Source organism: Neoluteolibacter marinus (genome assembly GCF_014904755.1).
GTDB classification, from domain to species: Bacteria; Verrucomicrobiota; Verrucomicrobiia; order Verrucomicrobiales; family Akkermansiaceae; genus Haloferula; species Haloferula marina.
Map to the genome: position 1 here is coordinate 1 of NZ_JACZFQ010000025.1, position 23115 is coordinate 23115.

Annotated in this window: 20 protein-coding genes; 10 read left to right on the top strand and 10 right to left on the bottom strand. The window is 66.6% G+C overall.

Annotated features, from left to right (window positions below):
• A partial coding sequence (locus IG178_RS07035) for a hypothetical protein (protein WP_193211826.1) occupies window positions 1-485 on the bottom strand: 485 nt, incomplete at its 3' end.
• Between the two features lie 89 nt (window positions 486-574).
• On the opposite strand from IG178_RS07035, the gene IG178_RS07040 reads away from it, so the two are divergent.
• On the top strand, window positions 575-1255 hold the full coding sequence (locus IG178_RS07040; RefSeq protein WP_193211827.1) for an esterase/lipase family protein: 681 nt from the start codon (window positions 575-577) through the stop codon (window positions 1253-1255).
• On the opposite strand, the gene IG178_RS07045 is transcribed toward IG178_RS07040, so the two are convergent.
• Entirely contained in the window at window positions 1240-1848 is a 609-nt protein-coding gene (locus tag IG178_RS07045) for a sulfotransferase family 2 domain-containing protein (protein WP_193211828.1), read from the bottom strand. The genes IG178_RS07040 and IG178_RS07045 overlap by 16 nt on opposite strands.
• A 139-nt stretch (window positions 1849-1987) precedes the next feature.
• Between IG178_RS07045 and IG178_RS07050 the strand changes: the two genes are divergently transcribed.
• The gene (locus IG178_RS07050; RefSeq protein ID WP_226895066.1) at window positions 1988-3211 is read left to right on the top strand and encodes a hypothetical protein; all 1224 of its coding nucleotides are present in this window, start codon (window positions 1988-1990) and stop codon (window positions 3209-3211) included.
• On the opposite strand, the gene IG178_RS07055 is transcribed toward IG178_RS07050, so the two are convergent.
• Window positions 3202-4176 carry a sulfotransferase gene (locus IG178_RS07055; protein WP_193211830.1) on the bottom strand — a complete coding sequence of 325 codons (975 nt, stop codon included), beginning with the start codon at window positions 4174-4176 and terminating at the stop codon, window positions 3202-3204. The two genes, IG178_RS07050 and IG178_RS07055, sit on opposite strands and share 10 nt — an antisense overlap.
• A gap of 358 nt (window positions 4177-4534) precedes the next feature.
• Between IG178_RS07055 and IG178_RS07060 the strand changes: the two genes are divergently transcribed.
• The 4 genes from IG178_RS07060 to IG178_RS07075 all read left to right on the top strand — a co-directional run bounded on the left by IG178_RS07060 (window position 4535) and on the right by IG178_RS07075 (window position 10180).
• Window positions 4535-5728, top strand: a complete 1194-nt coding sequence (locus IG178_RS07060) for a hypothetical protein (RefSeq protein ID WP_193211831.1) — start codon at window positions 4535-4537, stop codon at window positions 5726-5728.
• Window positions 5729-5809: 81 nt separating this feature from the next.
• On the top strand, window positions 5810-7327 hold the full coding sequence (locus IG178_RS07065) for an MBOAT family O-acyltransferase (RefSeq protein ID WP_193211832.1): 1518 nt from the start codon (window positions 5810-5812) through the stop codon (window positions 7325-7327).
• Window positions 7328-7354: 27 nt separating this feature from the next.
• Window positions 7355-8911 (top strand): MBOAT family O-acyltransferase, encoded by a 1557-nt coding sequence (locus IG178_RS07070; protein ID WP_193211833.1) that lies wholly within the window; start codon window positions 7355-7357, stop codon window positions 8909-8911.
• Window positions 8912-8914: 3 nt separating this feature from the next.
• Entirely contained in the window at window positions 8915-10180 is a 1266-nt protein-coding gene (locus tag IG178_RS07075) for a hypothetical protein (protein ID WP_193211834.1), read from the top strand.
• Between the two features lie 387 nt (window positions 10181-10567).
• On the opposite strand, the gene IG178_RS07080 is transcribed toward IG178_RS07075, so the two are convergent.
• From IG178_RS07080 to IG178_RS07105, 6 genes are all read right to left on the bottom strand, one after another.
• A complete protein-coding gene (locus IG178_RS07080; RefSeq protein ID WP_193211835.1) occupies window positions 10568-10888 on the bottom strand; it encodes a cupin domain-containing protein in 321 nt (106 codons plus the stop codon).
• A 47-nt stretch (window positions 10889-10935) separates the two neighbouring features.
• Entirely contained in the window at window positions 10936-12600 is a 1665-nt protein-coding gene (gene ggt, locus IG178_RS07085; protein ID WP_193211836.1) for a gamma-glutamyltransferase, read from the bottom strand.
• Between the two features lie 30 nt (window positions 12601-12630).
• Window positions 12631-13230, bottom strand: coding sequence for an HD domain-containing protein (locus IG178_RS07090; protein WP_193211837.1), 600 nt, complete (start codon window positions 13228-13230; stop codon window positions 12631-12633).
• Window positions 13227-14261, bottom strand: a complete 1035-nt coding sequence (locus IG178_RS07095; RefSeq protein ID WP_193211838.1) for an ROK family protein — start codon at window positions 14259-14261, stop codon at window positions 13227-13229. Before IG178_RS07095 ends, IG178_RS07090 begins: the two co-directional genes overlap by 4 nt.
• Window positions 14262-14350: 89 nt before the next feature.
• Window positions 14351-15799 carry a C39 family peptidase gene (locus IG178_RS07100; protein ID WP_226895069.1) on the bottom strand — a complete coding sequence of 483 codons (1449 nt, stop codon included), beginning with the start codon at window positions 15797-15799 and terminating at the stop codon, window positions 14351-14353.
• Window positions 15800-15871: 72 nt separating this feature from the next.
• Window positions 15872-17770, bottom strand: a complete 1899-nt coding sequence (locus tag IG178_RS07105; protein WP_226895070.1) for an ABC transporter ATP-binding protein — start codon at window positions 17768-17770, stop codon at window positions 15872-15874.
• A gap of 126 nt (window positions 17771-17896) precedes the next feature.
• Here IG178_RS07105 and IG178_RS25415 point away from each other — a divergent pair, with 126 nt between their 5' ends.
• The 4 genes from IG178_RS25415 to sucD all read left to right on the top strand — a co-directional run bounded on the left by IG178_RS25415 (window position 17897) and on the right by sucD (window position 22134).
• The gene (locus IG178_RS25415) at window positions 17897-18292 is read left to right on the top strand and encodes a DUF2721 domain-containing protein (protein WP_343225941.1); all 396 of its coding nucleotides are present in this window, start codon (window positions 17897-17899) and stop codon (window positions 18290-18292) included.
• 175 nt (window positions 18293-18467) lie between these two features.
• Window positions 18468-19823 (top strand): exodeoxyribonuclease VII large subunit, encoded by a 1356-nt coding sequence (gene xseA, locus IG178_RS07115; protein ID WP_193211842.1) that lies wholly within the window; start codon window positions 18468-18470, stop codon window positions 19821-19823.
• A gap of 181 nt (window positions 19824-20004) precedes the next feature.
• Window positions 20005-21186, top strand: a complete 1182-nt coding sequence (sucC, locus tag IG178_RS07120) for an ADP-forming succinate--CoA ligase subunit beta (RefSeq protein ID WP_193211843.1) — start codon at window positions 20005-20007, stop codon at window positions 21184-21186.
• Window positions 21187-21237: 51 nt separating this feature from the next.
• Window positions 21238-22134, top strand: a complete 897-nt coding sequence (gene sucD / locus IG178_RS07125; RefSeq protein WP_193211844.1) for a succinate--CoA ligase subunit alpha — start codon at window positions 21238-21240, stop codon at window positions 22132-22134.
• Window positions 22135-22196: 62 nt separating this feature from the next.
• Here sucD and IG178_RS07130 read toward each other — a convergent pair whose 3' ends face one another.
• Window positions 22197-22958 carry an MBL fold metallo-hydrolase gene (locus tag IG178_RS07130; protein ID WP_193211845.1) on the bottom strand — a complete coding sequence of 254 codons (762 nt, stop codon included), beginning with the start codon at window positions 22956-22958 and terminating at the stop codon, window positions 22197-22199.
• Window positions 22959-23115: the final 157 nt, after the last annotated feature.

The window sequence follows — 23115 nt, forward strand, 5'->3', positions numbered from 1 at the left end:
ATCGACACCTGGATCTGCGGGTTGGTCTGGGTGACGTGGACCCCCGTCGCATTGGCGGGCATCGCGCCGAACTGCAGGTCGAGCTTGCGGATCGACTCGGGGAGGTCGGTGTGGATTTCGCCGGTCAGCAAGTCCTGGGTGATCTTCACCGCGAAGCCCTTGCCGTGCAGCACCTTGTAAAACGCCCCTTCATCCGGCTTGCCGCCGGTGGCGCGGGGTGCCGGGGCCTTCGCGGGACGCGCCCCGTTGCTGCGGCCCTGATCCGCCTCCCCCGTCGCCGGGCAGCTGCCGTAGGACGAGAGATACTTGCCGGAAATCCACAGCGGCGATTCGCCGGCCCGCCGGTAGCGCGGGGTATCCGCGAGAGTCCACTTGCACTTCGACTTCTCGATGTCGGCATAGACGGCGGTTTCCGTCGCCTCCAGACCGTTGCGCTGGCGCAGTTCAAGGACCTTGGCGAGTGTTTCCGGCGGGATCGTTTCCATAAAGTGGCGAGACCGTGGACGCGCCCGGTGGAGCCGGCAAGAGAGATCTCATCCTTGCAAGATCGGACCTTCTGGCGTTTCCTCCGGCCATGTTCAAACGACTGCTTGTATCCTTCTTTGCCACCGTCGCCATGGCCAGCGGCTCGCAGGCGCCGAAGATCCCGGCCAAGCGGGTGGTTCTGGTTCACGGCTTGTTCCAGAACAAGTGGCGTTGCTTCGGTTTCTTGAACAAGGACCTCGAGAAGCGCGGCGTCGAATGCCTCATTCCCTCCCTGAAGCCCGCCGACGGCCGCGACGGATTGCCCGGCATGGCGCAACAACTGAAGAAGGCGATCGATGACCGCTTCGGCCCGGACGAGCACGTCGTCCTGATCTCCTTCAGCATGGGCGGCTTGATCAGCCGCCACTACCTTCAGGAGCTGGGCGGGGCGCAGCGCTGCGACGGTTTCTTCACCATCTCGACCCCCCACCACGGCACCCGTGCCGCCCACCTCCTTTACGGCAAAGGCGGCCGCCAGATGGAACCGGAAAGCCCGTGGCTCGGGAAACTGGCGGCATCCGAGGACAAGCTCGGCGACATGCCCATCGTCTCCTACCGCACCCCGGCCGACCTGATCATCCTGCCGTCGGAGAGCTCGATCTGGGACCGCGCCGAAAACATCAGCGTGCCGTCGCCGCTGCACCCGCTGATGACCTTTTCCCCGACCGTCCGCCGCGACATCCTCCGCCGGCTGGAAACACCGGTGGCGATGGCTCAGGGGGCCTTGTAACCGAAGTAGTCGATCTCGTCGGCGAAGGTCCGCGCGATGAAGTCGCTGAGGTCCTTGTCGTAGTATTCCGCCACGTCGCCACGGCTCGAGCGGTTGCGCACCGGCAGCTCGACGGGCGGGATGCCGACGCGTTGGCAGACCGTGTTGAAATCCTCGCCGAGATGCTCGTAGCGGATAATGAAGTCGACGTTCGCGAAGGGCGACTTGTCGCCTTTATTCCCGAGCAGGAAGTAGTCGCGCAGCGGCCGGACTTCCTTTTCGACGAAACTGCGGAATTTCTTCGGCTTCCATTCGGTCTCCCGCCGGTGCGGCGAGAAATAGAACGAAATCGCGCGCTCCCACGGGCTCCTCACGCAGGCGAACTTGAACAAGCCGTCGGCCTGCTCCGCCCCCAGCTCGCGGTAGTAGTCCGCCAGCGTCGAATGCTTCACCAGATCCCGTCCCTCCGAGCGCACCTCGAAGCGCTCCACCCCGTCCTGGCCGCCGCTGGCTACGATGTGATCCTCGGAATAATCGCGCAGGATGTTCTGGATCGAGTTTCCCGCGGTCTTGGGAATGTGGACGAAAAGGAAACCGTGTTTGAGGGAAATCATCGTCGGATCGGACCGGCAGTCTTCTGAATCACCCTCCCCCGGTCAAGGCGCTTCCCGGCGCGCCGGGGGCCGACCGGATTCGCATCTGCCGACATCGGCACTGGATTCGCACCGCCGGGTGCATCATGAAGGCGGCGCGATGAATGGCGGCTCCTCCACCCGGCGATACGTGACGATCCTTTTCCTCGGGATCGCCGCGGCCACCTTGATCGCCGCCGCGGTGAACACCCGCGTCGACCCGTGGCGCGTCACCCGGTCGCCGTGGGCGGACCCGGCGCTCGAGCCCTTCCGCGACATCTCCGGCAGCACCCGCACCGGCAAGGCCGGCCTGGTCCGGGCCCGCGACGACTGGCAGATCGGGATCTTCGGCTCATCGCGAGTGATCAGTTCGATCGATCCGCAGGCCGCCGGCTGGGACGGCAGGAAGGTCGTCAATCTCGGGATGCCCGGCGCTTTCCTCTACGAAAGCATCGCCATGGCCGAGTATTTCATCGCCCACCAGCCGGCCGAGACCGTGCTGTTCGGCATCGACCCCGGCGACCTGACCTCGCCGATCGATACCCGGCCGATGAGCGATTTCATGTCGTCGCCCCTCAACCCGAACGGGGCGCTCGACCGCGAGCTCCGCTACGTGGTCGGCCTGTCGACCTTCGAGGAGTCGATGGAAACGCTCGGTCTCCGGGCAAAGAACCGGCCCGGCGAATACAACCCGCTCGGATTCCGCGACCGGCCGGGCCACGCGACCATGGACCGCGAGCGCCAGCTGAAATTCATCAAGGGCCGCTTCGTCGACGACGCGCGGCTCGCCTCCGACGTCGGCAAGACGGACCGGGTCAATCCGGACAAGGCGGCGCGACTCGAAGACCTGATGTCACTCTGCCGCCGGAAAGGCATCCGCCTGGTCCTCTTCCTCCACCCGAACCACGTGCTCCTCCAGGCCAAGTCCGCGGACGCCGGCCATCCGGAGCCCCCCTTCGGGACCGACCTTCGTGCCCTGGCCGGCATGGTAGCCGCCGCCAACGCCCTGCCATCGGACGGTCCGCCGGTGGCCCTCTGGGACTTCTATTCCTACCACCCGATCAACAGCGAGCGGGTCCGTCCCCTGACCGGCGAGCCCAGCGACCTGATCCACTGGCGCGACCTCGAGCATTTCACCAAGGACGTGGGCGACGGCATGCTGTCGCTGATGATGTCATGGCCGGTGGCCAACCCGGACCTCCGCCACTACGGCGAACAAGTGACCCCGGAAAACGTCGAGGCCCGGATCGAGGCCCTGCGCGTGGGCTACCGCGACTACCTCGCCCGCGAAATGGACGGCGACATCGCCTGGAAGGAGCAGCTGATCCGCGACGCTCAGCGGTAGGCCACGTGGTAGCCGCGCTTCTCCGCATCCCGCCGCAAGCGCCGCTTGCCGCCGAGCGGCCGCAACAGGCGGCGATGGATGATCCGCTGGCCATAAAGCCAATCGCGCAGGCCCTCGACCAGGCCCAGCGGCACCGTTCCATCCTTCATCCGCTGCGGCAGATCGTAGCCCAGCGAGCGGAAGAATTCTGCCCGCTCGCCACTGAAATACTCCTTCACCCAGCGCTCGCGGCACCAGTTTCGCACCGCGCCCTCCCATTCCGAGATGCTGTCGGGAGAGACTTTCTTGTATTTCTTCACCCCGGTCGGATCGCCCAGCTGCCCGTGGTTGCCGGCCTCCAGATCACGGTCCGCCACCTCGGCCAGCCCCTCGATGCCGAGATAGTCGCCCAGGGCGGCGAGTTCCTTGCCCGGATCCGCGGCGAGGTCCTCGTAGCGCACCTGGTGGACCCGCGGCCCGTGCGCCTCGCACAGCGTGCGCAGACGGTCCATGCCGTAGCGCAGGTCGAGATCGAAAGCCTGCGGTGCCCAGCGGCCGTGCCGGTAGGTGGTGTTCATCGAATTCACCACCGCCAGCGGATGACGCCACAACACGATGAATTTCGCGTCGGGAAAGGTCTCGATCAGCTCACGGGCGATCACGCTGTAGCGCGGGGTCTTGTCGATGAAGTACGGCGCCCCGTCCGCCAGCCCGCGGTAGATGGCATTTGCCAGGTCGCGGACCCCGCTGCGGTAACAATCGTCGAATCCCGCCCACGCCTTCCTGAGATCGCGCACCGCGGTCTCGACCAGCTCCTCGTTGTAGCTCGCCGCCCGCAGGATCGGATCCCCTTCCCCGAGCAGCCGGAGCAGGAAGCTCGGCTCGCCGACCGTCTTGCAGACGCCGCTGCCCATCAGCAAGCGCTGGAGCAGCGTCGACCCCGCACGCGGCATCGACAGGAGAAAGATGACTTGGGTCTCCGGCACGACGCCCCGGGGTATGCGCGGAGCCCCCGGTCCACGCAAGGTCAAAGCGTGCCGCCGGGGACCGATGCCGCAGGCTTTGGAGTGCGCCGGCAGAGGGAGCCTGCGACTGGCGACGGCGCTTTCGGGGCGGGTGGATCTGCAGGGTTGATTTAGCCCTTCCCCCCCTATGAATTCCATGCGGGCCGCATGGCGGACGCTTGTCAGCAGCGGACACACCCGGGTGCTACGAAAGCGGTGTCGCCGGTCGCAGGCTCCCTCTGCCACCGCACTCCAAGGATCCCCCGGCACGCGGATGCCCACGTCTCACCCCACCGGATCGGCGTTGACTTGCCGACCCGCCTCCCTAGACCCTCCGCGCATGCGATCCGGCCGCCGCTTCAATCTCCTGGTGCTCGGCGGGGTCGCGCTTGCCTGCCTGGTGACCGCGGCGGTCAACACCACGGTCGACCCCTACCGCGTCACCCCGGCACCGTGGCACAGCCAGGGCCTCGACCCCTACCGCGACCTGTCCGACCAGATCCGCACCGGCAAGGCCGGCTTGATCCGTTCCGGCGACTGGGATGTCGGCCTCTGCGGGTCATCGCGCGTCGACAATGCCTGGAACCCCGAGGCCAAGGGCTGGGGCGACCGCAAGGCGGTCAACCTCGGCGCCAGCGGCGGCTTCATCTTCGAAACCATCGGCATCGCCCGCTATTTCATCGAGCATCAGAATCCGGAACTGGTGGTGATCGGCATCGACCCGGGCGACCTGACCAGCCCCCTCGACACCCGGCCGCTGTCGGACTACTACAGCTCGCCCTTTGGCAAGCAGGACCGCCTGAACCGGGAGATCCGCTACCTGGTCGGCATCTCGACCTTCGAGGCCTCGCTCCAGGTGCTGGCCCGCGAGAAGAAAAACCAGCTGGCCGAATACACTCCCCGGGGCCTGCGCCTGCGCCCGGAGGTCGCACGCTCGCGGTCGCAGATGAAATTCATCCGCGAGCAGCTGACCCGCGAGGCCAAGGACCCGGAAAGCCGGTTGAACCCCGCCAAGACCGCCGCGCTCAAGGATTTCCTCAAGGACTGCGCCGCCCGTTCCTGCCCCGTGGTGATCATTTTCCACCCGGTCCACGCGCTGCTGCACGCGCGCAGCCGGGACCTCGCCGCAACCCCGGTCCAGTTCGAGTCGACCCGCCGTTTCCTGCTCGAGGCAGTGGACGAGGCCAACGCGCTCCATCCATCCCGCGAGTTGTTCCAATACTGGGACTTCTGCAATTTCCACCCGAGCCACTGCGAGCTGCTGCCCGCCGACAAGGAGGGCACGAAGCGGATGAGACACTGGAACGACCTCGGCCATTATGACGTCGAAATGGGCGAGTCGGTGCTCGGCATCGCCCTCGGCTGGCCGCCCGGTCACCCGGAGTGGCAGGACCAGGGAATCCGCATCACCGCCGGCAACCTCGACCGCTACCTCGAGGAAGTCCGCGCAGGCTATCACCGCTACCTCTCCGGCCCCGGTGCCGCCGACGTCGCCTGGAAGGAAACGCTCCGCCTTCCCGGCCCCGCCGATTGACCGCCGCGACCGCCGCGGCGGCCCCTTTCACTCTCGACAAAGCTCTCGCCGACCCGGAAAAACGCCGCCCCGGCCACTGGCATGCTGTTCAATTCGTACACTTACCTGCTGATCTTCCTGCCGCTGGTGGCGCTGGGTTTCCAATGGCTCCGCGGAGCCCGGCTGAGAGTGTCCTTCGGCTGGCTGGTGGTGGCCTCGCTGGTCTACTTCGGAGTCTGGAACCCCGACCCGACCAAGCCGTGGTCGCCGCTCTACCTCGGGCTGATCCTCGGCTCCTGCGGCTTCAACTACCTCGTCGGCTGCCGGCTGTCGGTGCTCAAGCACACCAAGCCGGGCAAGCTGCTGCTCGGCGTCTCGGTCGCGCTGAACCTGGCCTTGCTCGGCTACTTCAAGTACACCGGTTTCTTCGCCGCCACACTCAACAGCCTCACCGGCTGGCCGGCCAGCATCCCCCACATCATCCTGCCGCTGGCGATCTCGTTCTTCACCTTCCAGCAGATCGCCTACCTCGTCGATGCCTTCCGCGGCGAGACCGAGGAGTATCACTTCACCGACTACCTGCTGTTCGTCACCTTCTTCCCGCAGCTCATCGCCGGCCCCATCGTCCACCACAAGGAGATGCTGCCGCAGTTCCAGCGGAAGCATCTCCGCGGCCTGCGCTCGGTCGACCTCTCCGTCGGCCTGACCTGCCTGGCGCTCGGCCTGTTCAAGAAGGTCGTGCTCGCCGACTCGCTCGCCCGCACCGCCAGCCCGATCTTCGACATGGCGGCCGCCGACGGACGCGACCCGACCTCCGTGGAAGCCTGGGCCGCGGCGATCTCCTACACGCTGCAGCTCTACTTCGACTTCTCCGGTTACTCCGACATGGCCGTCGGCTCGGCGCGGATCTTCGGCATCCGCCTGCCGATGAACTTCCACTCGCCCTACAAGTCGGTCTCGATCGTCGACTTCTGGCGCCGCTGGCACATCACGCTTTCGCGCTTCCTGCGCGACTACCTCTACATCCCGCTCGGCGGCAACCGCAAGGGCCCCGCCCGCCGTTACCTCAACCTGATGGTCACCATGCTCCTCGGCGGCCTCTGGCACGGCGCCGGCTGGACCTTCGTCGCCTGGGGCGCGCTGCACGGTGCGCTGCTGTCGTTCAACCACGCCTGGGCGGGCTTCCGCAAAAAGCTCGGCATCCCGGCGCTGCCCAAGCCGCTGGCGATCGGCCTGACCTTCTTCGCCGCGGTGATCGGTTGGGTGCTGTTCCGCGCCGCCGACTTCGCGGCCGCCGGCCGCATCTTCGCCGCGATGTTCGGGCTCGACGGCTGGAGCAGCTGGCCGCCGGCCTCGATGCAGGTGGTCAAGGACACCCGCGCCTTCAAGCCGATCGTCTCCGGCCTGATCGTCGTCTGGCTCCTGCCCAACACCCACCAGTTCCTCAAGCGCTACCTGCCGGTGCTCGGCACCAAGGGATTCGACGACATGGCGCCCGGCCGCCGCCGCTGGTGGCACTGGCGGCCGACCGTGCCGTGGGCGCTCTTCACCCTGGCCCTGCTCTACGGCGTCGGCCGCGAATTCGACAAGATCAGCGAGTTCATCTACTTCCAGTTCTAACGGCCGCGCCGCCGTCACCGCGATCCCATGCTTTTCAACAGCTACACGTTCCTCCTGGTCTTCCTGCCGGTGACCCTGCTGGTGTTCCAGTGGTTGCGCAGCTCGAACCTGCGCCACGCGATGGGCTGGCTGGTGTTCGCCAGTTTCGTCTACTACGGCTGGTGGAACCCGAACCCGGAGAAGCCGTGGACCCCGCTCTACGTCGGCATCATCGCCGGATCCTGCCTGGCCAACTTCTTCTTCGGCCAGTTCCTCGCCCGCCACCGCGGCAAGGCCTCCGGCAAGCTGATGCTGGGCATCGGCGTCGCCGCCAACCTGACGCTGCTCTGCTACTTCAAGTACATCGGCCTGTTCGCGAAAACCTTCGCCGCCCTCACCGGCGGCGACGTCACGATCGCGGCGGTCATCCTGCCGCTCGGCATCTCGTTCTTCACCTTCCAGCAGGTCGCCTATCTGGTCGATGCCTTCCGCGGCGAGACCGAGGAATACCACCTGATGGACTACCTGCTGTTCGTCACCTTCTTCCCGCAGCTCATCGCCGGCCCGATCGTCCACCACAAGGAGATCATGCCCCAGCTGCAGCGCCAGCTGTCCTCGTCGCGGCGCTCGATCGACCTCTCTGCCGGCCTCACCATCCTGATCATGGGCCTGTTCAAGAAGGTCGTGCTCGCGGACAACTTCGCCCCGATCGCGACCCGCCTGTTCGCGCTCGCCTCGCGCGGTGAACGTGACCTCACCATGGCCGAGGCCTGGGTCGCGGCGATCGCCTACGCGCTGCAGATCTACTTCGACTTCTCCGGTTACTCCGACATGGCGGTCGGCGGCGCCCGCCTGTTCGGCATCCGCCTGCCGGTGAACTTCCATTCGCCCTACAAGTCCGCCTCGATCGTCGACTTCTGGCGCCGCTGGCACATCACGCTGTCCCGCTTCCTGCGCGACTACCTCTACATCCCGCTCGGCGGCAACCGCAAGGGCACCGGCCGCCGCTACGCCAACCTTTTCATCACCATGCTGCTCGGCGGCCTGTGGCACGGCGCCGGCTGGACCTTCGTCCTGTGGGGCGCACTCCACGGCTTCTACCTCTCGGTCAACCACGGCTGGCACTGGCTGCGCAAGAAGTTCACCCTGCCCGCCATCCCCCGCCCGGTCGGGGTGGCCCTCACCTTCCTGGTCGTGCTCATCGCCTGGGTCCCCTTCCGCGCCGGCAGCTTCGAGCTCGGCCCCAACGGCTCCACCGGCGCGGCGCTCGATGCCACCCGCTCGATCCTCGGTTCGATGTTCGGGATGAGCGGCACCTACGGTTGGCCCGACCGCAGCGCCATGGAGGTCAAGGACAGCCACGCCATCCGCGTCGTCTGCTGCCTGTTGCTGGTCTGGATCCTGCCGAACACGCAGCAGTTCATGCGCCGCTACCAGCCCGTCCTCGGCCTGCGCGAGGTGTCGCGCCGCTTTTCGTCGCCCGGCCGCCGCCGCTGGTGGCAGTGGCGGCCGATGCCGCTGTGGATGGCCTTCATCATCTTGCTCCTGCTGGGCACCCTCTACCAGTTCGACAAGCTCAGCGAGTTCATCTACTTCCAGTTCTGAGCCATGCCCGCCTTGAATCCCAAGCCCTACCGCCGCTTCAACCGCGTGCTGCTCGGCACCGCCGGCGGGATCGTGCTGCTCTTCATCGCGTTCAACACCTGGGTCAACCCGCTGTGGGTCACCCCGGCCCCTTGGACCAACAAGGATCTCGCCGAGTACCGGCCGATCTACCGCCAGCAGCGCACCGGCAAGGCCGGGCTGGTCCGATCGGTGCCGTGGCAGGTCGGCTTCTTCGGATCGTCGCGCGTCGACATCGCCTACGACCCGATGCTCCCCGGCTGGGGCGACAAGAAGGTCGTCAACCTCGCGGTCAGCGCCGGCACCTTGCCCGAAACCGCCGCCATCGTCCGCTACACCCTCGACCGCTGCCCGCTTGAAACCGCCATCGTCGGGATCGACCTCGGCGACCTCACCGGGGCCAACTCCGGCTACCGCACCACCGGTTTCATGGAGTCACCCTTCAACCCCAAGGGCGACGCCATCGAACGCGAGCTCCGCTACCTCGGTGGCATCTCGACCTTCGAGGCCGCGGTGAACACGCTCCGCAACAAGAGCAAGGGCAAGCTGCCGGAATACACCCCTCAAGGCCACCGCCTGCGCCACCAGGACAAGCCGGACGTCCGCAAGATCATCTACGACGACGCCATTCCGCATGCACTGCGGGCGACCCGCCGCCGCAAGCACGCCGCGCAGGTCCACCAGTACGCCGGCAATGAATGGAAGATGTCGCTGCTCCGGCAAATCCTCGACGACACCAAGAAGCACGGCGTCCGCCTCGTGCTGACGATCCCGCCGAGCCACGCGACCTACATCAGCGTCTACGAGTTCGCCGGCGACCCCGATCCCTTCTTTTCCCTCGACCGCGAGATCATGACCCGTCTGGTCGCCGACTCGAACGCCGCTCACCCGGACGCGCCGCCGGCCGAGATCTGGGACTTCAACGACTACCACCCGCTCAACTGCGAACAGATCCCCCCGCACGGGATCCGCATGCACTGGTGGCTCGACGGCACCCACGCCCGCAAGGCGCTCGGCGATGTCATGCTCGCCCGCATCATGGGCTGGCCCGTCCCGGAAGGCGGCGAAGGCTACGGTTTTCAACTCACCGCCGCCAACGCAGCGCAACGCATCGAGTCGCTGAAGGCGAACTATGTCCAGTTCGGGAAGGAGCACCGCGACATGTACGACTGGATGGTCGAGGGCATCGAGTCCTACCAGTCCACCGGTGATCCCGGCGCCGCCGAGCCCGAAGGCGCCCAGGCGTTCTAACCTTGGAGTGCGGTGGCAAAGCGAGTCTTCGAGCGGCGACACCGCTTTCGAAGCACCTCGATGTCCACCGCTCACCCATCCCTACAGGGTCGCGCCCTCCCACCCAGGGAACCTCATCGCCCCGAAGATGGTCGAGGCCATCGCGGCCTACCAGTCTACCGGCGATCCCGGTGCCGCCGAGCCCGAAGGTGCCCAAGCGCTCTAACCTTGGAGTGCGGTGGCAAAGCGAGTCTTCGAGCGGCGACACCGCTTTCGAAGCACCTCGATGTTCACCGCTCACCCATCCCTACAGGGTCGCGCCCTCCCACCCAGGGAACCTCATCGCCCCGAAAGCGCCGTCGCCGCTCGAAGACTCGCTCTGCCGGCGCACTCCAAAGCCTGCGGCCGTCAGCCGTCGTGATGCAAGGCCAGCCAGACCGCATCATCGCTGACCGACGCAACCCGGTTGCGGCACCCGGCGGGGATTAGCAGGAAATCGCCGGCTGTTAGAGCGAGCATCTCCCCGCCGTCGAACTCCAGCTCGGCGTCCCCCTGCAGCAGCGCGACCCACTCCGGCCGCTCCTGGTCGTACCAGTGACCCCGCGGACTCGCCTGTCCCCGCGAGACGATGCGCTCGAGGTCGAAACCACCACCGCCCAGCAGCGTCTCGAAGGTCTCGCCCGCGCCCCCGGCGTCAGCGAACAGATTGGTCACGGCAGGCAGTTTCATGACCCTATCGTCCCGATCCACACGACCCGGCGCAACGGGGAAAAATCTCACCACGCGGTCGCCTCGCCCCGGATCCGCGGGTCGTGGGCACCGTGAAAGCTTCCGCCGGGTCCCTGCCCGATTGCTTGGCAGGCACCGAAGGCATCCATCACCCGCACGGTGTGACCGCGGCGGCGCAACTCCTTGATCACCTCGTCGCCGAAACCTCTCTCGATCCTGATCTCGTCCGGACGCCACTGGTGATGGAAACGCGGACGCTTGAGCGCCGCTGCCGGTGCGTCGCCGAAATCAATGTGGTCGATTACCGCCAGCAGCGTCTGCGAGATGATCGTCGGCCCGCCCGCGGCACCTGCCGAGAACACCGGCTTGCCTTCCTTCAGCACCAGGGTCGGGCTCATGCTGGAAAGCGGCCGCTTGCCCGGGGCGACGGCGTTCGCCTCGTTGCCGACCAGGCCGAAGAAGTTCGGCACGCCGGGCTGCGCGGAGAAATCATCCATTTCGTTGTTCAGCACTATTCCTGTCCCGGGAACGATGACCTTCGAACCGAAGGTGGTGTTGATCGTGGCGGTGACCGCGATCCAGTTCCCCTCGCCGTCGGCGGCGGTGAAATGAGTCGTGTGCTTGAACACATCGGTCGCCGCGGCGGGAGGCGTGCCGTGCTCCGGCACCTCGATGGCACGATCCATCGGGATCCTCTCCGCCAGCTGCTTCGCATAGCCCCGATCGAGCAAGCCGCGTGGCACCGGGGCGAACTCCGGGTCGCCGAGCCACCAGGCGCGGTCGGCGAACGCCAGCTTCATCGCCCCGCTCACGACGTGGACGAAGTCGGCGGAATCCGCGCCCATCGACCCGACCTCGAAGTTCTCCAGGATGTTGAGGATCTGCGCGACGTGCACGCCGCCCGAGCTCGGCGGCGGGAAGCCCACGATCTCGTGGCCCCGGTACTGCGACCTCACCGGCTCGCGATCCTTCGGCCGGTAGGCGGCAAAATCTTCTCCGGTGAGCAGTCCGCCGTTCTCCTTCATCCATGCAGCCGTCGCGCGGGCAAAGGGACCGCGGTAGAACCAGCCGGTCCCCTCCGCGGCGATCGCACGATAGCTGGCCGCCAGATCCCGCTGCACCAGCCGGTGCCCGACCGGCCACGGCTTGCCCTCCGGATCGAGCAGCACCGCGCGGGACGCCGGCACCTTCGCCAGTTCCCCGCACACGGATTTCAGGCGCTCCACATAGGCCCGGTCGAGTTCGAAGCCCTCCTCCGCGATCTTCGCCGCCGGCTCTAACAAATCCGCCAGATCCAGCTTCCCGAAGCGCCTCAGCGCATCGTCATACGCAGCCAGCGCCCCCGGCACGCCGACCGCCAGCGCACCGGTCTGGCTCAGCGCGGGCACCGCCTTGCCGTCGCGCAGGAACATGTCGCGGCTCGCCGCGGCCGGAGCGGTTTCGCGGCCGTCGATGGCAACGATCTCCCCGCCCGCCGTGCGGATCAGGATGAAGCACCCGCCGCCAATCCCGGAGTTGAAGCCATCGACGACCCCGAGCGTCAGACCGGCGGCCACGGCAGCATCGACGGCATTGCCACCCCGGTCCATCGCCGACTTCGCCGCCGCGGTGGCCAGCGGATGCACGGTCGCGACCACCCCGTGCGTCGCCGCGCCCAACCACTGGATGCAACACCACCCCACAAGACACCGGACCACGGATATAAGACGCATGGCTCCAGCCTAGCCTGCTCTCCGCCGGGTTCAATCCCGCGCCAGCCACCCTTGGGCTTCCGCCTCGGCCAAGAGTCGGCTGAGGATCTTCCCGAGCTCCGGCGAAACCTCGCCAACGATCCCGTTGCGACTTTCAACCTGGTCCAGGGTGACCCCGTATTCGATCCAGCTGCCGCCGCCATTCGCATGGTTCTGGAGAAGCGGCAGCAGGCGGTCCATCGCGTTCGCGAACTTCGCCTCCTGCGTCTGCTTCGCCTCGAACTCTTCCCAGAGCTCGCGGAACTCCCGGCCACGCTCGGCATCCGGCAGACCGAAGATCCGCGTCGCCGCGGCCTCTTCCAAGCCCGCCTTCGCGCTCTGGTCGCCGTAACAGAAAGTGTCCCCGGCATCAATCTCCACGATGTCGTGGAGGATCAGCATTTTCAGCACCCGCAACAGGTCCAGCGCCGGATCCACGGCCGGCACCAGGGTCATCGCCATCAAGGCGAGGCTCCAGCTGTGCTCGGCCGAGTTCTCGCGGCGCGGCAGTCCGACGACCTTGGTCCGCCGCTCGATCCCCTTGAGCTTCTCACACTCGAGGATGAAGCGGAGGGCGGTTTCCAGTCCGGCCGGCGAGGGCGGAGGCTTCATGCCATCTCGGCGACGTGCCGGGCCACCAGCGCGGCGCCGACGGCCTGGGAAAGCTCGCCGAGCGTCGCGGGGACGATGCGCAGCTTTTCCTGCTGGGGCTTCCAGAGATACTTGAGGGCGGTCTCCTTGATGCGGCCGAGGTAGCGCTCGCGGAACTCGAGGGTGGTGGCGTCCGGATCGATCAGGCCGCCGCCGATGACGAAGCATCCCGGATCGACCGCCATCGCCAGTTCGGCCACCAGCAGGCCCATCGCCCGGGCCTGGAGGTCGAAGATTTCCAGGGCGAGCGCGTCGCCTTCCTGGGCGAGCCCGCGCAATTTCATCGCGCGCTGTTTCTTGCCCAGCGACGGGTCTTCCAGCACGTGGCCGGGGTAGCGCGGCAAGGCACGCTCGATCAGGCCGGGAAGACCGGCCAGCGCGGTGTACATTTCGTAACAACCCCAGTCGCGGCCGCAGCCGCAGGTCATGGCATCGACGCCCAACAGGTGCAGCGGTGCGGCGAGGTGACCGACTTCCATGCCGGCCAGGGTGTCGCCGTCCATCGGCAGACCCGCGGCGTCGACATAGGCACCGCCGAGACCGGAACCGGGAGCCAGCATCACCACCCCGCAGGCCTCGCTGCCGCGCGCGCGGTGGGCCTCGGCGACACCGCCGAAATTGCCGTCGTTGCCCAGCGCCAGCGGCAGGCCGCGGCCGCTTTCGTGCTCAAGGGCGACGCGCAGGTCGCGTTCGACGTTCCAGCCGTCGAACTCCGCGGAAAGGTTGGGCGAGGAATCGAGCACGCCGTAGCTGCGGCGCGGCCCGGGAACCGCCAGGCCGACCCCGTCGACCTGATCCCACTTCAAATCATGCAGCGCGAGGAACTCGTTGATCGCACCGACCCAGGCCTTGATGACCGCGCCGGTGCCCCCTTCGGAACTGGTCGGGCGCTGGAGCAGCTCGCTGGGGAAAATCGATCCGTCCGCGCGGACGGCCGCGATCTTCGAGGTGGTGGCTCCGCTATCAATTCCGATGAAGATTTTATCACTCATGAGCTGTGCGGCGGGACGCTAGCGGCCGGCCCGGCGATGAACAAGCCCGCCCGCCGACGAAGTGTGACAACGCCGGCGGAATCCGGGCTTCACGGCATGATCATGAAAAGCCCGCCACCGTGGACCCAGTTGGCCACCTCGAAGGGCACCCAGCGGAGTTCGTAGCGGGAACCCCAGGAGTCGCTCACCGCCAGCTCGTTGGTCTCGGAGTTGTAACCGATGATCATGCAGATGTGGTAGTTGCCGGGACGCGGCTCGCGCTTGGCATAAATCTCCGATTGGGAGGCAATCTTTTCCTTCCACTGGTCCCAGGAGGTCACCTGGGCGCGTTCGGCCGTGTTGGTGTTGGCGATCTCGTTGTAGTCGGGCAAGGAGTACATCGTCCACATCACCGGGGTGCCCTTGTCGATGTAGCGCGCCAGCTTGCCGATGGCCAGCTTGTCGGTCTGGTCCTCGCGCGTCCGCCGTGCCTTCCGGTAAACCTGCGACTTGACCTCCTCGATCAGCAGCGTCGGTGAGGTCCCGCCGCCGGCCGACGATTGGCCGACCATCGCGAGCAGGTACATGTCGGCGTCGATGCCCATGAAGCGCATCGCCCGCTCGAAGGTCGCGGGCACGCAGTAGCCCTTCGGCCCCTGATCGACCATCGGGATGCCGGTGATCAGCACGTCGCCGTTCGCCTCCCGCTTCACGCTGGTTTCCAACCGCGCCTTCAGCGAGGTGTCGTCGACACGGACCGTCTTGCCACCGCTGTCGGCGAGTTCCGCGGGAACAATCGACAAGGTGACGAATTCCTCGTCTTCCATTGCCAGCAGGATGGCGACTTCGTTCCAGTCCCAGCGCTGCACGGTGCGTCGCGACTTCCCTTCGCCGAAACGCTGCTTGGTCGCATCGCCGAGCGCCTCGGTCAGGTTCTTCGAGATGGTGTCGAAGTCGCGCTCCATCGCCTCGGAGAGATCGGCCGGAGCGCCGCCTTCGGACTCGGTGAAGTGCTGCTCGCCGAAGCCTGCGGTCGACCCGAAGTCGCCCTTGTTGGCATAGACCGCCGAAAGCTGGTGGGCCTTGCCGTCGGGGCCGGCATAGAGGGCGATGGAAAACGGCATCGCGCCGAACAAGCGGTAGCTCCCCGGCTTGCCACCGCGGAGGGCGGCGTAGAGACGCCACGAAAGCAAGCCGTCGGCCCGCGACTCGGCAGGCATCTTCAAGGCGGCCGCGACCTCGCCCGCCGGACGTTCGAGGAATGATTTTTCGCTGAACAACTCGTGGCCCGCGACCTCGTTGAGCGCCTTGTAGCGCTGCAGGTCGGCGAAGTACAGCTCGAGCAGGAAGCCACGGTCATTGTCCGAAAGCCGGTCGAGCGGCAGGTCGAAGGTCTTGCCGTCGGAGCGCTTCATCTTCACCGCGTCCGCGGAGACGGACACGATGTCCGCAACGATCTCCCGGCCCTCCTTGTCGACGAGGTTGCGGGGCTTGGCCTGGGCGGCCAGCGTCAACGCGGTCAGTGCAAGCAGGATCCTGCTCATCTTGGGTTGCAACATGTCGGAGACTTATCCGTTCCCCGGGGAAGGTCAAGGGGCCGGAGTTGGGCCGATGTCACCCTTTCTTCACCTTCAGTGCCGCTGTTTCGCCAGCAGGTTGCGGAACAAGTCGTGGCTGGCTTCCAGCTCCTGGAAGGTGCCGTCGCCGACGATCTTGCCGTTCTCGAAGACCAGGATGCGGTCGGCGATGCGGATGGTGCTGAAGCGGTGGGCGACGATGAAGGTGGTGCGCCCCTTCGCCAGGTCCGCGAGCTCTTCCTGGATCCGCGATTCGCTCTCGGAATCGAGCGCCGCCGTCGCCTCGTCGAGGATCAGCACCGGCGCATCCTTGAGGAAGGCGCGGGCGATCGAGATCCGCTGCTTCTGGCCGCCCGAAAGCTGGGCTCCCCGCTCGCCGACCTGGGTGTCGTAGCCCTCGGGCAGGTTCATGATGAAATCGTGCGCGTGCGCCTGGCGCGCCGCCGCGATCACCTCCTCCTCGCTCGCCCCCATCCGGCCGAGCCGGATGTTCTCGCCGATGGTCCCGGCGAACAACACCGCCTCCTGCGGCACGATGGTGATATGGTCGCGCAGATCCTTCAGCCGCAGGTTCTTCAAGTCCACGCCATCGAGGGTGATCGAACCCACCGTCGGATCGTAGAAGCGCGGGATCATGCTGGCGAAGGTCGTCTTGCCGGCCCCGGACGGACCGACCAGGGCGACGATCTGGCCCGCCGGGACATCGATCGTGATCCCGTTCAGTGCGGGGTTGTCGCCGTAGGAGAAGGACACCCCGCGGAAGTTCACCCGCCCCGTCACCGGCGGCAGTGTCACGGGATCCGCCGGATCGGTGACCCCTTCCTCCGCCTTGAGAATCACTTCCAGGCGGTCCAGCGACGCCTCGCCCTGCTTGAGCCGGTTGTGGATCTCCCCGAGCTTCTTCATCGGGTCGTAGCACATGTAGAGCGCCAGCACGAGCGGCAGGAACTGCTCCAGGGTGAAGCCGCGCGAAGCCGCGTAGCCGAGCCCCACCGCCACCACTCCCGCCGAGATGAACTCGATCAGCGGCGGCGACATGTAGCGGTATTTCACCACCTTGAGGTGGAACTTCGTCCAGCGGGCGATGCCGTCGAGGAAGCGGCGGCCCATCATGTCTTCCAGGTTGAAGGCGCGGATCTCGCGCGTGGCGCCGAGGGTCTCGGCCAGCACCGCGGAGTTGTCGCCGGCCTCGCGCTGCATCGCCGCGGCCTTGCGCATCAGCCGCTTGCCCAGCTTGCGGACCGGCAGGACCGCGATCGGGATGCTCAGCAGGCAGATCAGCAGGAAGAACGACTCGCGGCTCTTCCAGCTCTCGACGCCGAGGTAGCAGAGCGCCGCGATCAGGGTCAGCGGCTGCTTGATCAGGTCGTTGGAGATCGTCGTCACCACCCCTTGCAGCAAGTTGGAATCTGTGATCACCCGGCTGATCAAATCGCCGGTCTTGCGCCCGCTGAAGAAACCCAACGGCAGCTTCTGCAACTTGACGAAGACCGACTGCTGGATCTCGCGCAGCACATGCAGGCCCGCGGCGGTGATGAAGTAGGTGTTGAGGAATCCGGCGAGACCACGGATCAAGGCCACCAGCGGGATCAGGGCGCAGGCGGCGATCAGCAGCACCTTCGGCGCCCGCTCCGGCCCCACCCGGTCCGCCACCCACCGGCGGACCTCCGCGGTCGCCTTCTGTTCCTGCGCCTCCGCAGGGAAGGCCTTTTCCAGCATCGCGTCCGCATCTTCCTCGCTCCGCTGTTCCACCAGCACCGATCTCACCTCCTTGACGGCCTCGACCTCCTCGACCTTCGCGTTGCTGCTGAAGATCACCGGGAACACGGTCTTCACCAGCAAGGGCATGCCGAAGCCGCTGGAAATCGCGAACACCAGTCCGGCGGCGATTCCTGCCAGGTAGGTCGACTTCACCTGCACCAGGTAGCCGAAGTAGGGGTAGAAGCGCTTCATGCGTGGGGGCGGAGGTTCCCCTCCCCGCCCCGCGGCGGCAAGCACCGAACGAGCCGCCCGACCGTGCGAAAAGGCTTGCCTTCCCGGCCATTGCCAGTCCCGCCCCCGGCCGCTACACCTCGTCCCGTGACCCTCGAAGTCTCCACCCCGGCCCTGCTGTTCCCGGCGATCAGCCTGCTGTTCCTTTCCTTCACCAACCGCTTCCTCCACCTCGCCGCCCTGATCCGCCAGCTCCACCGCGACTGGCTGGAAAAGCAGGACGACACCCTGATGGCGCAGATTTCCAACCTCCGCAAACGGCTCACCCTGATCCGCTGGATGCAGTTCCTCGGCGCGGTCAGCCTGTTCCTCTGCGTCAGCTCGATGGTCGCCGTCACCGCCGAACTCCAACAGATCGCCGTCCCCAGTTTCGTCGTCGCCCTGCTCTTGATGGCCTCCTCCCTCGCCTGCCTGATGGTCGAAGTCTGGATCTCCGGCGGCGCCCTCCGCATCCTCCTCAAAGCCCTCGAAGACCGGGGATGAAGAGCAGGCAGATGGGAGATGGGAGATGGTGGATTATGGATGGCAGATTTCACGAGCCCCCAGCGATTCTCTCCTCCGCGACCTCCGCGTCTCCGCGACAAAACTCCCCAGACTCCGATCACAGACTCCGCCACTGATCACTTTCCACTGATCACTGATCACTTTCCACTTCACCATGGACCTCTTCGCCCCAAAACCCAGCCCCGCCCCGAAGGCCCTGTCCGTCACCCAGCTGGTGCGGCGGATGAAGAACCTGCTGGAGGTGGAACTCGGCGAACTGTGGGTGGAAGGCGAAGTTTCCAACCTCAAGAAGCAGGCCAGCGGTCACTGGTATTTCTCCCTCAAGGACGCCGGGTCGCAGATCTCCTGCGCGATGTTCAGCGCCCGCCGTCGCCCCGGGGCGGATGCCCTTGAGGACGGCGCGAAGGTCCGCGTCTTCGCCGAGCCCAGCGTCTACGAGGCCCGCGGGCAGCTGCAGATCATCGTCCAGAAGGTCGAGCGCGCCGGCGTCGGCGAACTGCAGGCGCGCTTCGAGGCGCTGAAACGCAAGCTCCAGGCCGAGGGTCTCTTCGACCGCAAGCGCCCTCTGCCCGCCTTTCCCCGCGTGGTCGGCATCATCACCTCCGACACCGGGGCCGCCATCCGCGACATCCTCAACATCCTCGAACGCCGCGCCCCGTGGGTGCAGCCGGTCCTGTTCCCGGTCCGCGTCCAGGGCAAGGGCGCCGAAGTCGAGATCGCCCGCGCCATCGAGCGGATGGGCAACCCGGAACCGCACGACATCCCGCGCTGCGACGTCCTGATCGTCGGCCGCGGCGGCGGCTCGATCGAGGACCTGTGGAACTTCAACGAGGAGATCGTCGCGCGGGCCATCGTCGCCTGCCCCATCCCGGTGATTTCCGCGGTCGGCCACGAGATCGATTTCACCATCGCCGACTTCGTCGCCGACCTGCGGGCCCCGACCCCCAGCGCCGCCGCCGAGCTGGCGGTTCCCGACGGCGAAGAACTGCGCAACCGCCTCGGCCTCCTCGGCCGGCGGCTGTCCCGTCGCATCTCCGACCGCACCGAGCGGCTACACTTGTTGTTAGAGAATCTCCGCCGTGGGGTCCTCTCGCGCGGCGGCGAGCGACTGCTGCGGGAACCGGCCATGCGCATCGACTCGCTGCGCGGCCGGCTTGCCAACGCCACCGTCAATGCCATCCGCGACCGCGAGCAGCGGCTCAAGGAACTCGCCCGCACCCACGCCGCCCGTCATCCGGCCTTGCAAGTCCAGCACCGTCTCGACCACCTCGCCCGCCTGCGCGCCCAGCTCGACCGCGCCGCCGCCCGCCGCATCGCCGACCCGGAAGAACGCCTGAGGCGCCTCGCCTCCCTGCTCCGCACGCTCGGCCCCGAATCCGCCTTCGAGCGCGGCTTCTCCATCGCCATGGACACCACCGGCGCCATCATCCGCTCCACCGCGGACGTGGCGCCGGGCGAGGAGATCCACACCAAGGTCAAGGACGGCGTCATCCGCAGCACCGTCGCCTGACGTCGCAACCGCGGGGTCGAACTACTGGCTGCCAGAGCGGCCGATTGATCGTCGCGCTTTGCCCTCATTGACCGATATGAGCGGGTTTCATCGCCATTACGAACCAGCTTCCGCCTGCTTCCGGCCTTTTCCTTGACCCTCCCCGCCGGTGACCTAGCGTCGCCGCGTTTTTCCGACGGCCATGAACATCCACGAATACCAGGCGAAAGAGCTCTTCGACCGATTCCAAGTCCCTAGCCCGAAGGGCAAGGTTGCCTCCACCCCGGAAGAAGCTTCCGCAGCCGCGGAGGAATTCGCCGGCGCCAAGCTGGTGATCAAGGCCCAGGTCCATGCCGGCGGCCGCGGCAAAGGTCACTTCAAAAACGGCTTCCAGGGCGGCGTGCACCTCATCGAATCGCCCGCCCAGGCCGCGGAATACGCCGGCAAGATGCTCAATGAAACCCTCGTCACGGTGCAGACCGGCGAGGAGGGCAAGCTGGTCCGCAAGGTGATGGTCGCCGAGGCGGTCGACATCACCCACGAATATTACCTCGCGATCCTGATGGACCGCGCCACCTGCCGGCCGGTGATCGTCGCCTCGACCGAAGGCGGCATGAGCATCGAGGACGTCGCCCACGACACGCCGGAGAAGATCATCCGCCAGTTCGTCCACCCGCTGCTCGGCCTCCAGGGCTACGAGATCCGCAAGCTCTCCGCCGCGCTCGGACTTTCCGGCGACATCGCCAAGCAGTTCGGCAAGCTGCTCGCCAACCTTTACAAGCTATTCATCTCGCTCGACTGCTCGATGCTTGAGATCAACCCGCTGGTCACCACCCCCGACGGCCGGGTGCTGGCGCTCGACGCCAAGTTCGGCTTCGACGACAACGCGCTGTTCCGCCACCCGGAGATCGTCGCGATGCGCGACACCAGCGAGGAAGACCCGCGCGAAGTGGCGGCTTCCGAGTTCGACCTCAACTACATCGGCCTCGACGGCAACATCGCTTGCCTCGTCAACGGCGCGGGCCTGGCGATGGCCACGATGGACATCATCAAGCACTACGGCGGCGAGCCGGCGAACTTCCTCGACGTCGGCGGCGGCGCTTCGAAGGAGCAGGTCACCGCGGCCTTCAAGATCATCCTCGGCGACCCGAACGTGAAGGGCATCCTGATCAACATCTTCGGCGGCATCATGGACTGCAACGTGATCGCCGAAGGCGTGATCGCCGCGGCCAAGGAAACCGGCCTGCCGATCCCGCTGGTCGTCCGCCTGGAAGGCAACAACGTCGAGGCCGGCAAGGCCACCCTCGGCGAAAGCGGCCTCAACATCGTGTCCGCCGACACCATGGCGGACGGAGCCCAGAAGATCGTCGCCGCCGTGCAATGATCCGCTTTTCCCACGGATCACTTCTCACCGATCACTTCACACTCTTTTCTTATGGCCATTCTCGTTGACGAAAACACCAAGCTCCTCGTGCAAGGCATCACCGGCAGCTTCGGTGCCCGCCACGCTTCCCTGTCCCTCGCCTACGGCACCAAGCTGGTTGCCGGCGTCACCCCGGGCAAAGGCGGCCACAACTTCGCCGACTTCGTGCCGATCTTCGACACCGTCGGACAAGCCGTCGAGGCCACCGGAGCCACCGCCAGCGCCATCTTCGTGCCGCCGCCGTTCGCGGCCGACGCCATCCTCGAGGCGCTCGACGCCGGGGTCGAACTGATCGTCGCGATCACCGAAGGCATCCCGGTCATGGACATGATGCGGGTGAAGGAAGCGATGAAGGGCTCCAAGTCGCGCCTGATCGGCCCGAACTGCCCCGGCATCGTGACTCCCGGCCACGGCGAGAAGTCCCACGGCGGCTGCCGCATCGGCATCGCCCCGGGCTACATCCACAAGCGCGGCAACGTTGGCGTGGTATCCCGCTCCGGCACCCTCACCTATGAGGCGGTCTGGCAGCTGACCCAGCTCGGCTACGGCCAGAGCACCTGCGTCGGCATCGGCGGCGACCCGATCAACGGCACCAGCCACCTCGACGTCCTGCAGATGTTCAACGAGGACCCGGAAACCGAAGCCATCATCATGATCGGCGAAATCGGCGGCACCGCGGAAGTCGAAGCCGCCCGCTGGGCGAAGGAGAACTGCAAGAAGCCGATCGCCGGCTTCATCGCCGGGGCCACCGCTCCTCCGGGACGCCGCATGGGCCACGCCGGCGCCATCGTCGGCGGCGAGGAGGACACCGCCCAGGCCAAGAAGAAGATCCTCGCCGAGTGCGGGATCGCTGTCGCCGAAACCCCCAGCGACATGGCCACCACCCTGCTCGAGCGCTGGGGCAAGTAAGCGCCCCGTGCCCTGCCACCTTCCGGCCGCGTTCCCGCCTCGGGTTCGCGGCCGTTTTCTTTTCAATCCCACCAGCCGCAGGTCTCGTCCTGGGGGGCGCAGGCGATCTCCCGCAGCGCCGGCACACCCGCCTTCACCGCCTCGATGGCCGTCCGCGGATTGTTGCAATCGCGGCTGAGGTGGCCCAGCACCACCCGCTGCAAGCCGGCCGGCACCAGTTCGGCCACCAGCGCCGTGGTCTGGGCGTTCGACAGGTGCCCGTGGCGGGAGGCGATCCGCTGCTTGGTTGACCACGGCCGCTTCATGTCTGCTTCCAGCAAGCCGTCGTCGTAGTTGGCCTCGACGAACAAGGACTGCACGCCGCGCAGGCGCTCGATGACCAGGTTGGTCACGTGGCCGGTGTCGCTGAGCAAGCCGAGCGAGCGCTCCTCGTGGCGGAACACGAAGCCGACCGGCTCGACCGCATCGTGCGGCACCGCGAACGATTGCACCGAAAGGCCGTCCAGACGGAACGCCGCGCCGGACTCGAAAATTTTCCAGGTCGCGGTATCCACGCCCCCGTCCCTGACCACCCGCGAGGTCGATGGCGTCGAGTAAACCGGCACCGCCAGCGACTTCATCAGCACCCGCAGGCCGCGGACATGGTCGCCGTGCTCGTGGGTCAGCAGCACCGCGCCGAGGCTGGCGGGATCGACCCCGCTGGCCTTCATGCGGACCACCAGCTGCTTGGCGGACAAACCGGCATCGACCAGCACCCGGGTGTCGCCGGCCTCGATCACCGCGGCATTTCCCCCGCTGCCGCTGCCCAGGATGATGAATCGCACGGCGCGAGGGTGGAGTTCCCGCCGCGGATCTTCCAAGCGCCAATTCCGGCAAGTTCGGGTTCGCGGACTGCCATCGGGGGCAATCGGGAAATGGGGCTGAAATGATCCACGCGCCATTTTTGGCACTTGGAAAGCTCCCCTCCCGACGCCAGCTTTT

Coding starts and splice junctions, on each gene's coding strand:
- IG178_RS07040 (WP_193211827.1), top strand. CDS start 575: ATGTTCAAACGACTGCTTGTATCCTTCTTTGCCACCGTCGCCATGGCC.
- IG178_RS07045 (WP_193211828.1), bottom strand. CDS start 1,848: ATGATTTCCCTCAAACACGGTTTCCTTTTCGTCCACATTCCCAAGACC.
- IG178_RS07050 (WP_226895066.1), top strand. CDS start 1,988: ATGAATGGCGGCTCCTCCACCCGGCGATACGTGACGATCCTTTTCCTC.
- IG178_RS07060 (WP_193211831.1), top strand. CDS start 4,535: ATGCGATCCGGCCGCCGCTTCAATCTCCTGGTGCTCGGCGGGGTCGCG.
- IG178_RS07065 (WP_193211832.1), top strand. CDS start 5,810: ATGCTGTTCAATTCGTACACTTACCTGCTGATCTTCCTGCCGCTGGTG.
- IG178_RS07070 (WP_193211833.1), top strand. CDS start 7,355: ATGCTTTTCAACAGCTACACGTTCCTCCTGGTCTTCCTGCCGGTGACC.
- IG178_RS07075 (WP_193211834.1), top strand. CDS start 8,915: ATGCCCGCCTTGAATCCCAAGCCCTACCGCCGCTTCAACCGCGTGCTG.
- IG178_RS07080 (WP_193211835.1), bottom strand. CDS start 10,888: ATGAAACTGCCTGCCGTGACCAATCTGTTCGCTGACGCCGGGGGCGCG.
- ggt (WP_193211836.1), bottom strand. CDS start 12,600: ATGCGTCTTATATCCGTGGTCCGGTGTCTTGTGGGGTGGTGTTGCATC.
- IG178_RS07090 (WP_193211837.1), bottom strand. CDS start 13,230: ATGAAGCCTCCGCCCTCGCCGGCCGGACTGGAAACCGCCCTCCGCTTC.
- IG178_RS07095 (WP_193211838.1), bottom strand. CDS start 14,261: ATGAGTGATAAAATCTTCATCGGAATTGATAGCGGAGCCACCACCTCG.
- IG178_RS07100 (WP_226895069.1), bottom strand. CDS start 15,799: ATGTTGCAACCCAAGATGAGCAGGATCCTGCTTGCACTGACCGCGTTG.
- IG178_RS07105 (WP_226895070.1), bottom strand. CDS start 17,770: ATGAAGCGCTTCTACCCCTACTTCGGCTACCTGGTGCAGGTGAAGTCG.
- xseA (WP_193211842.1), top strand. CDS start 18,468: ATGGACCTCTTCGCCCCAAAACCCAGCCCCGCCCCGAAGGCCCTGTCC.
- sucC (WP_193211843.1), top strand. CDS start 20,005: ATGAACATCCACGAATACCAGGCGAAAGAGCTCTTCGACCGATTCCAA.
- sucD (WP_193211844.1), top strand. CDS start 21,238: ATGGCCATTCTCGTTGACGAAAACACCAAGCTCCTCGTGCAAGGCATC.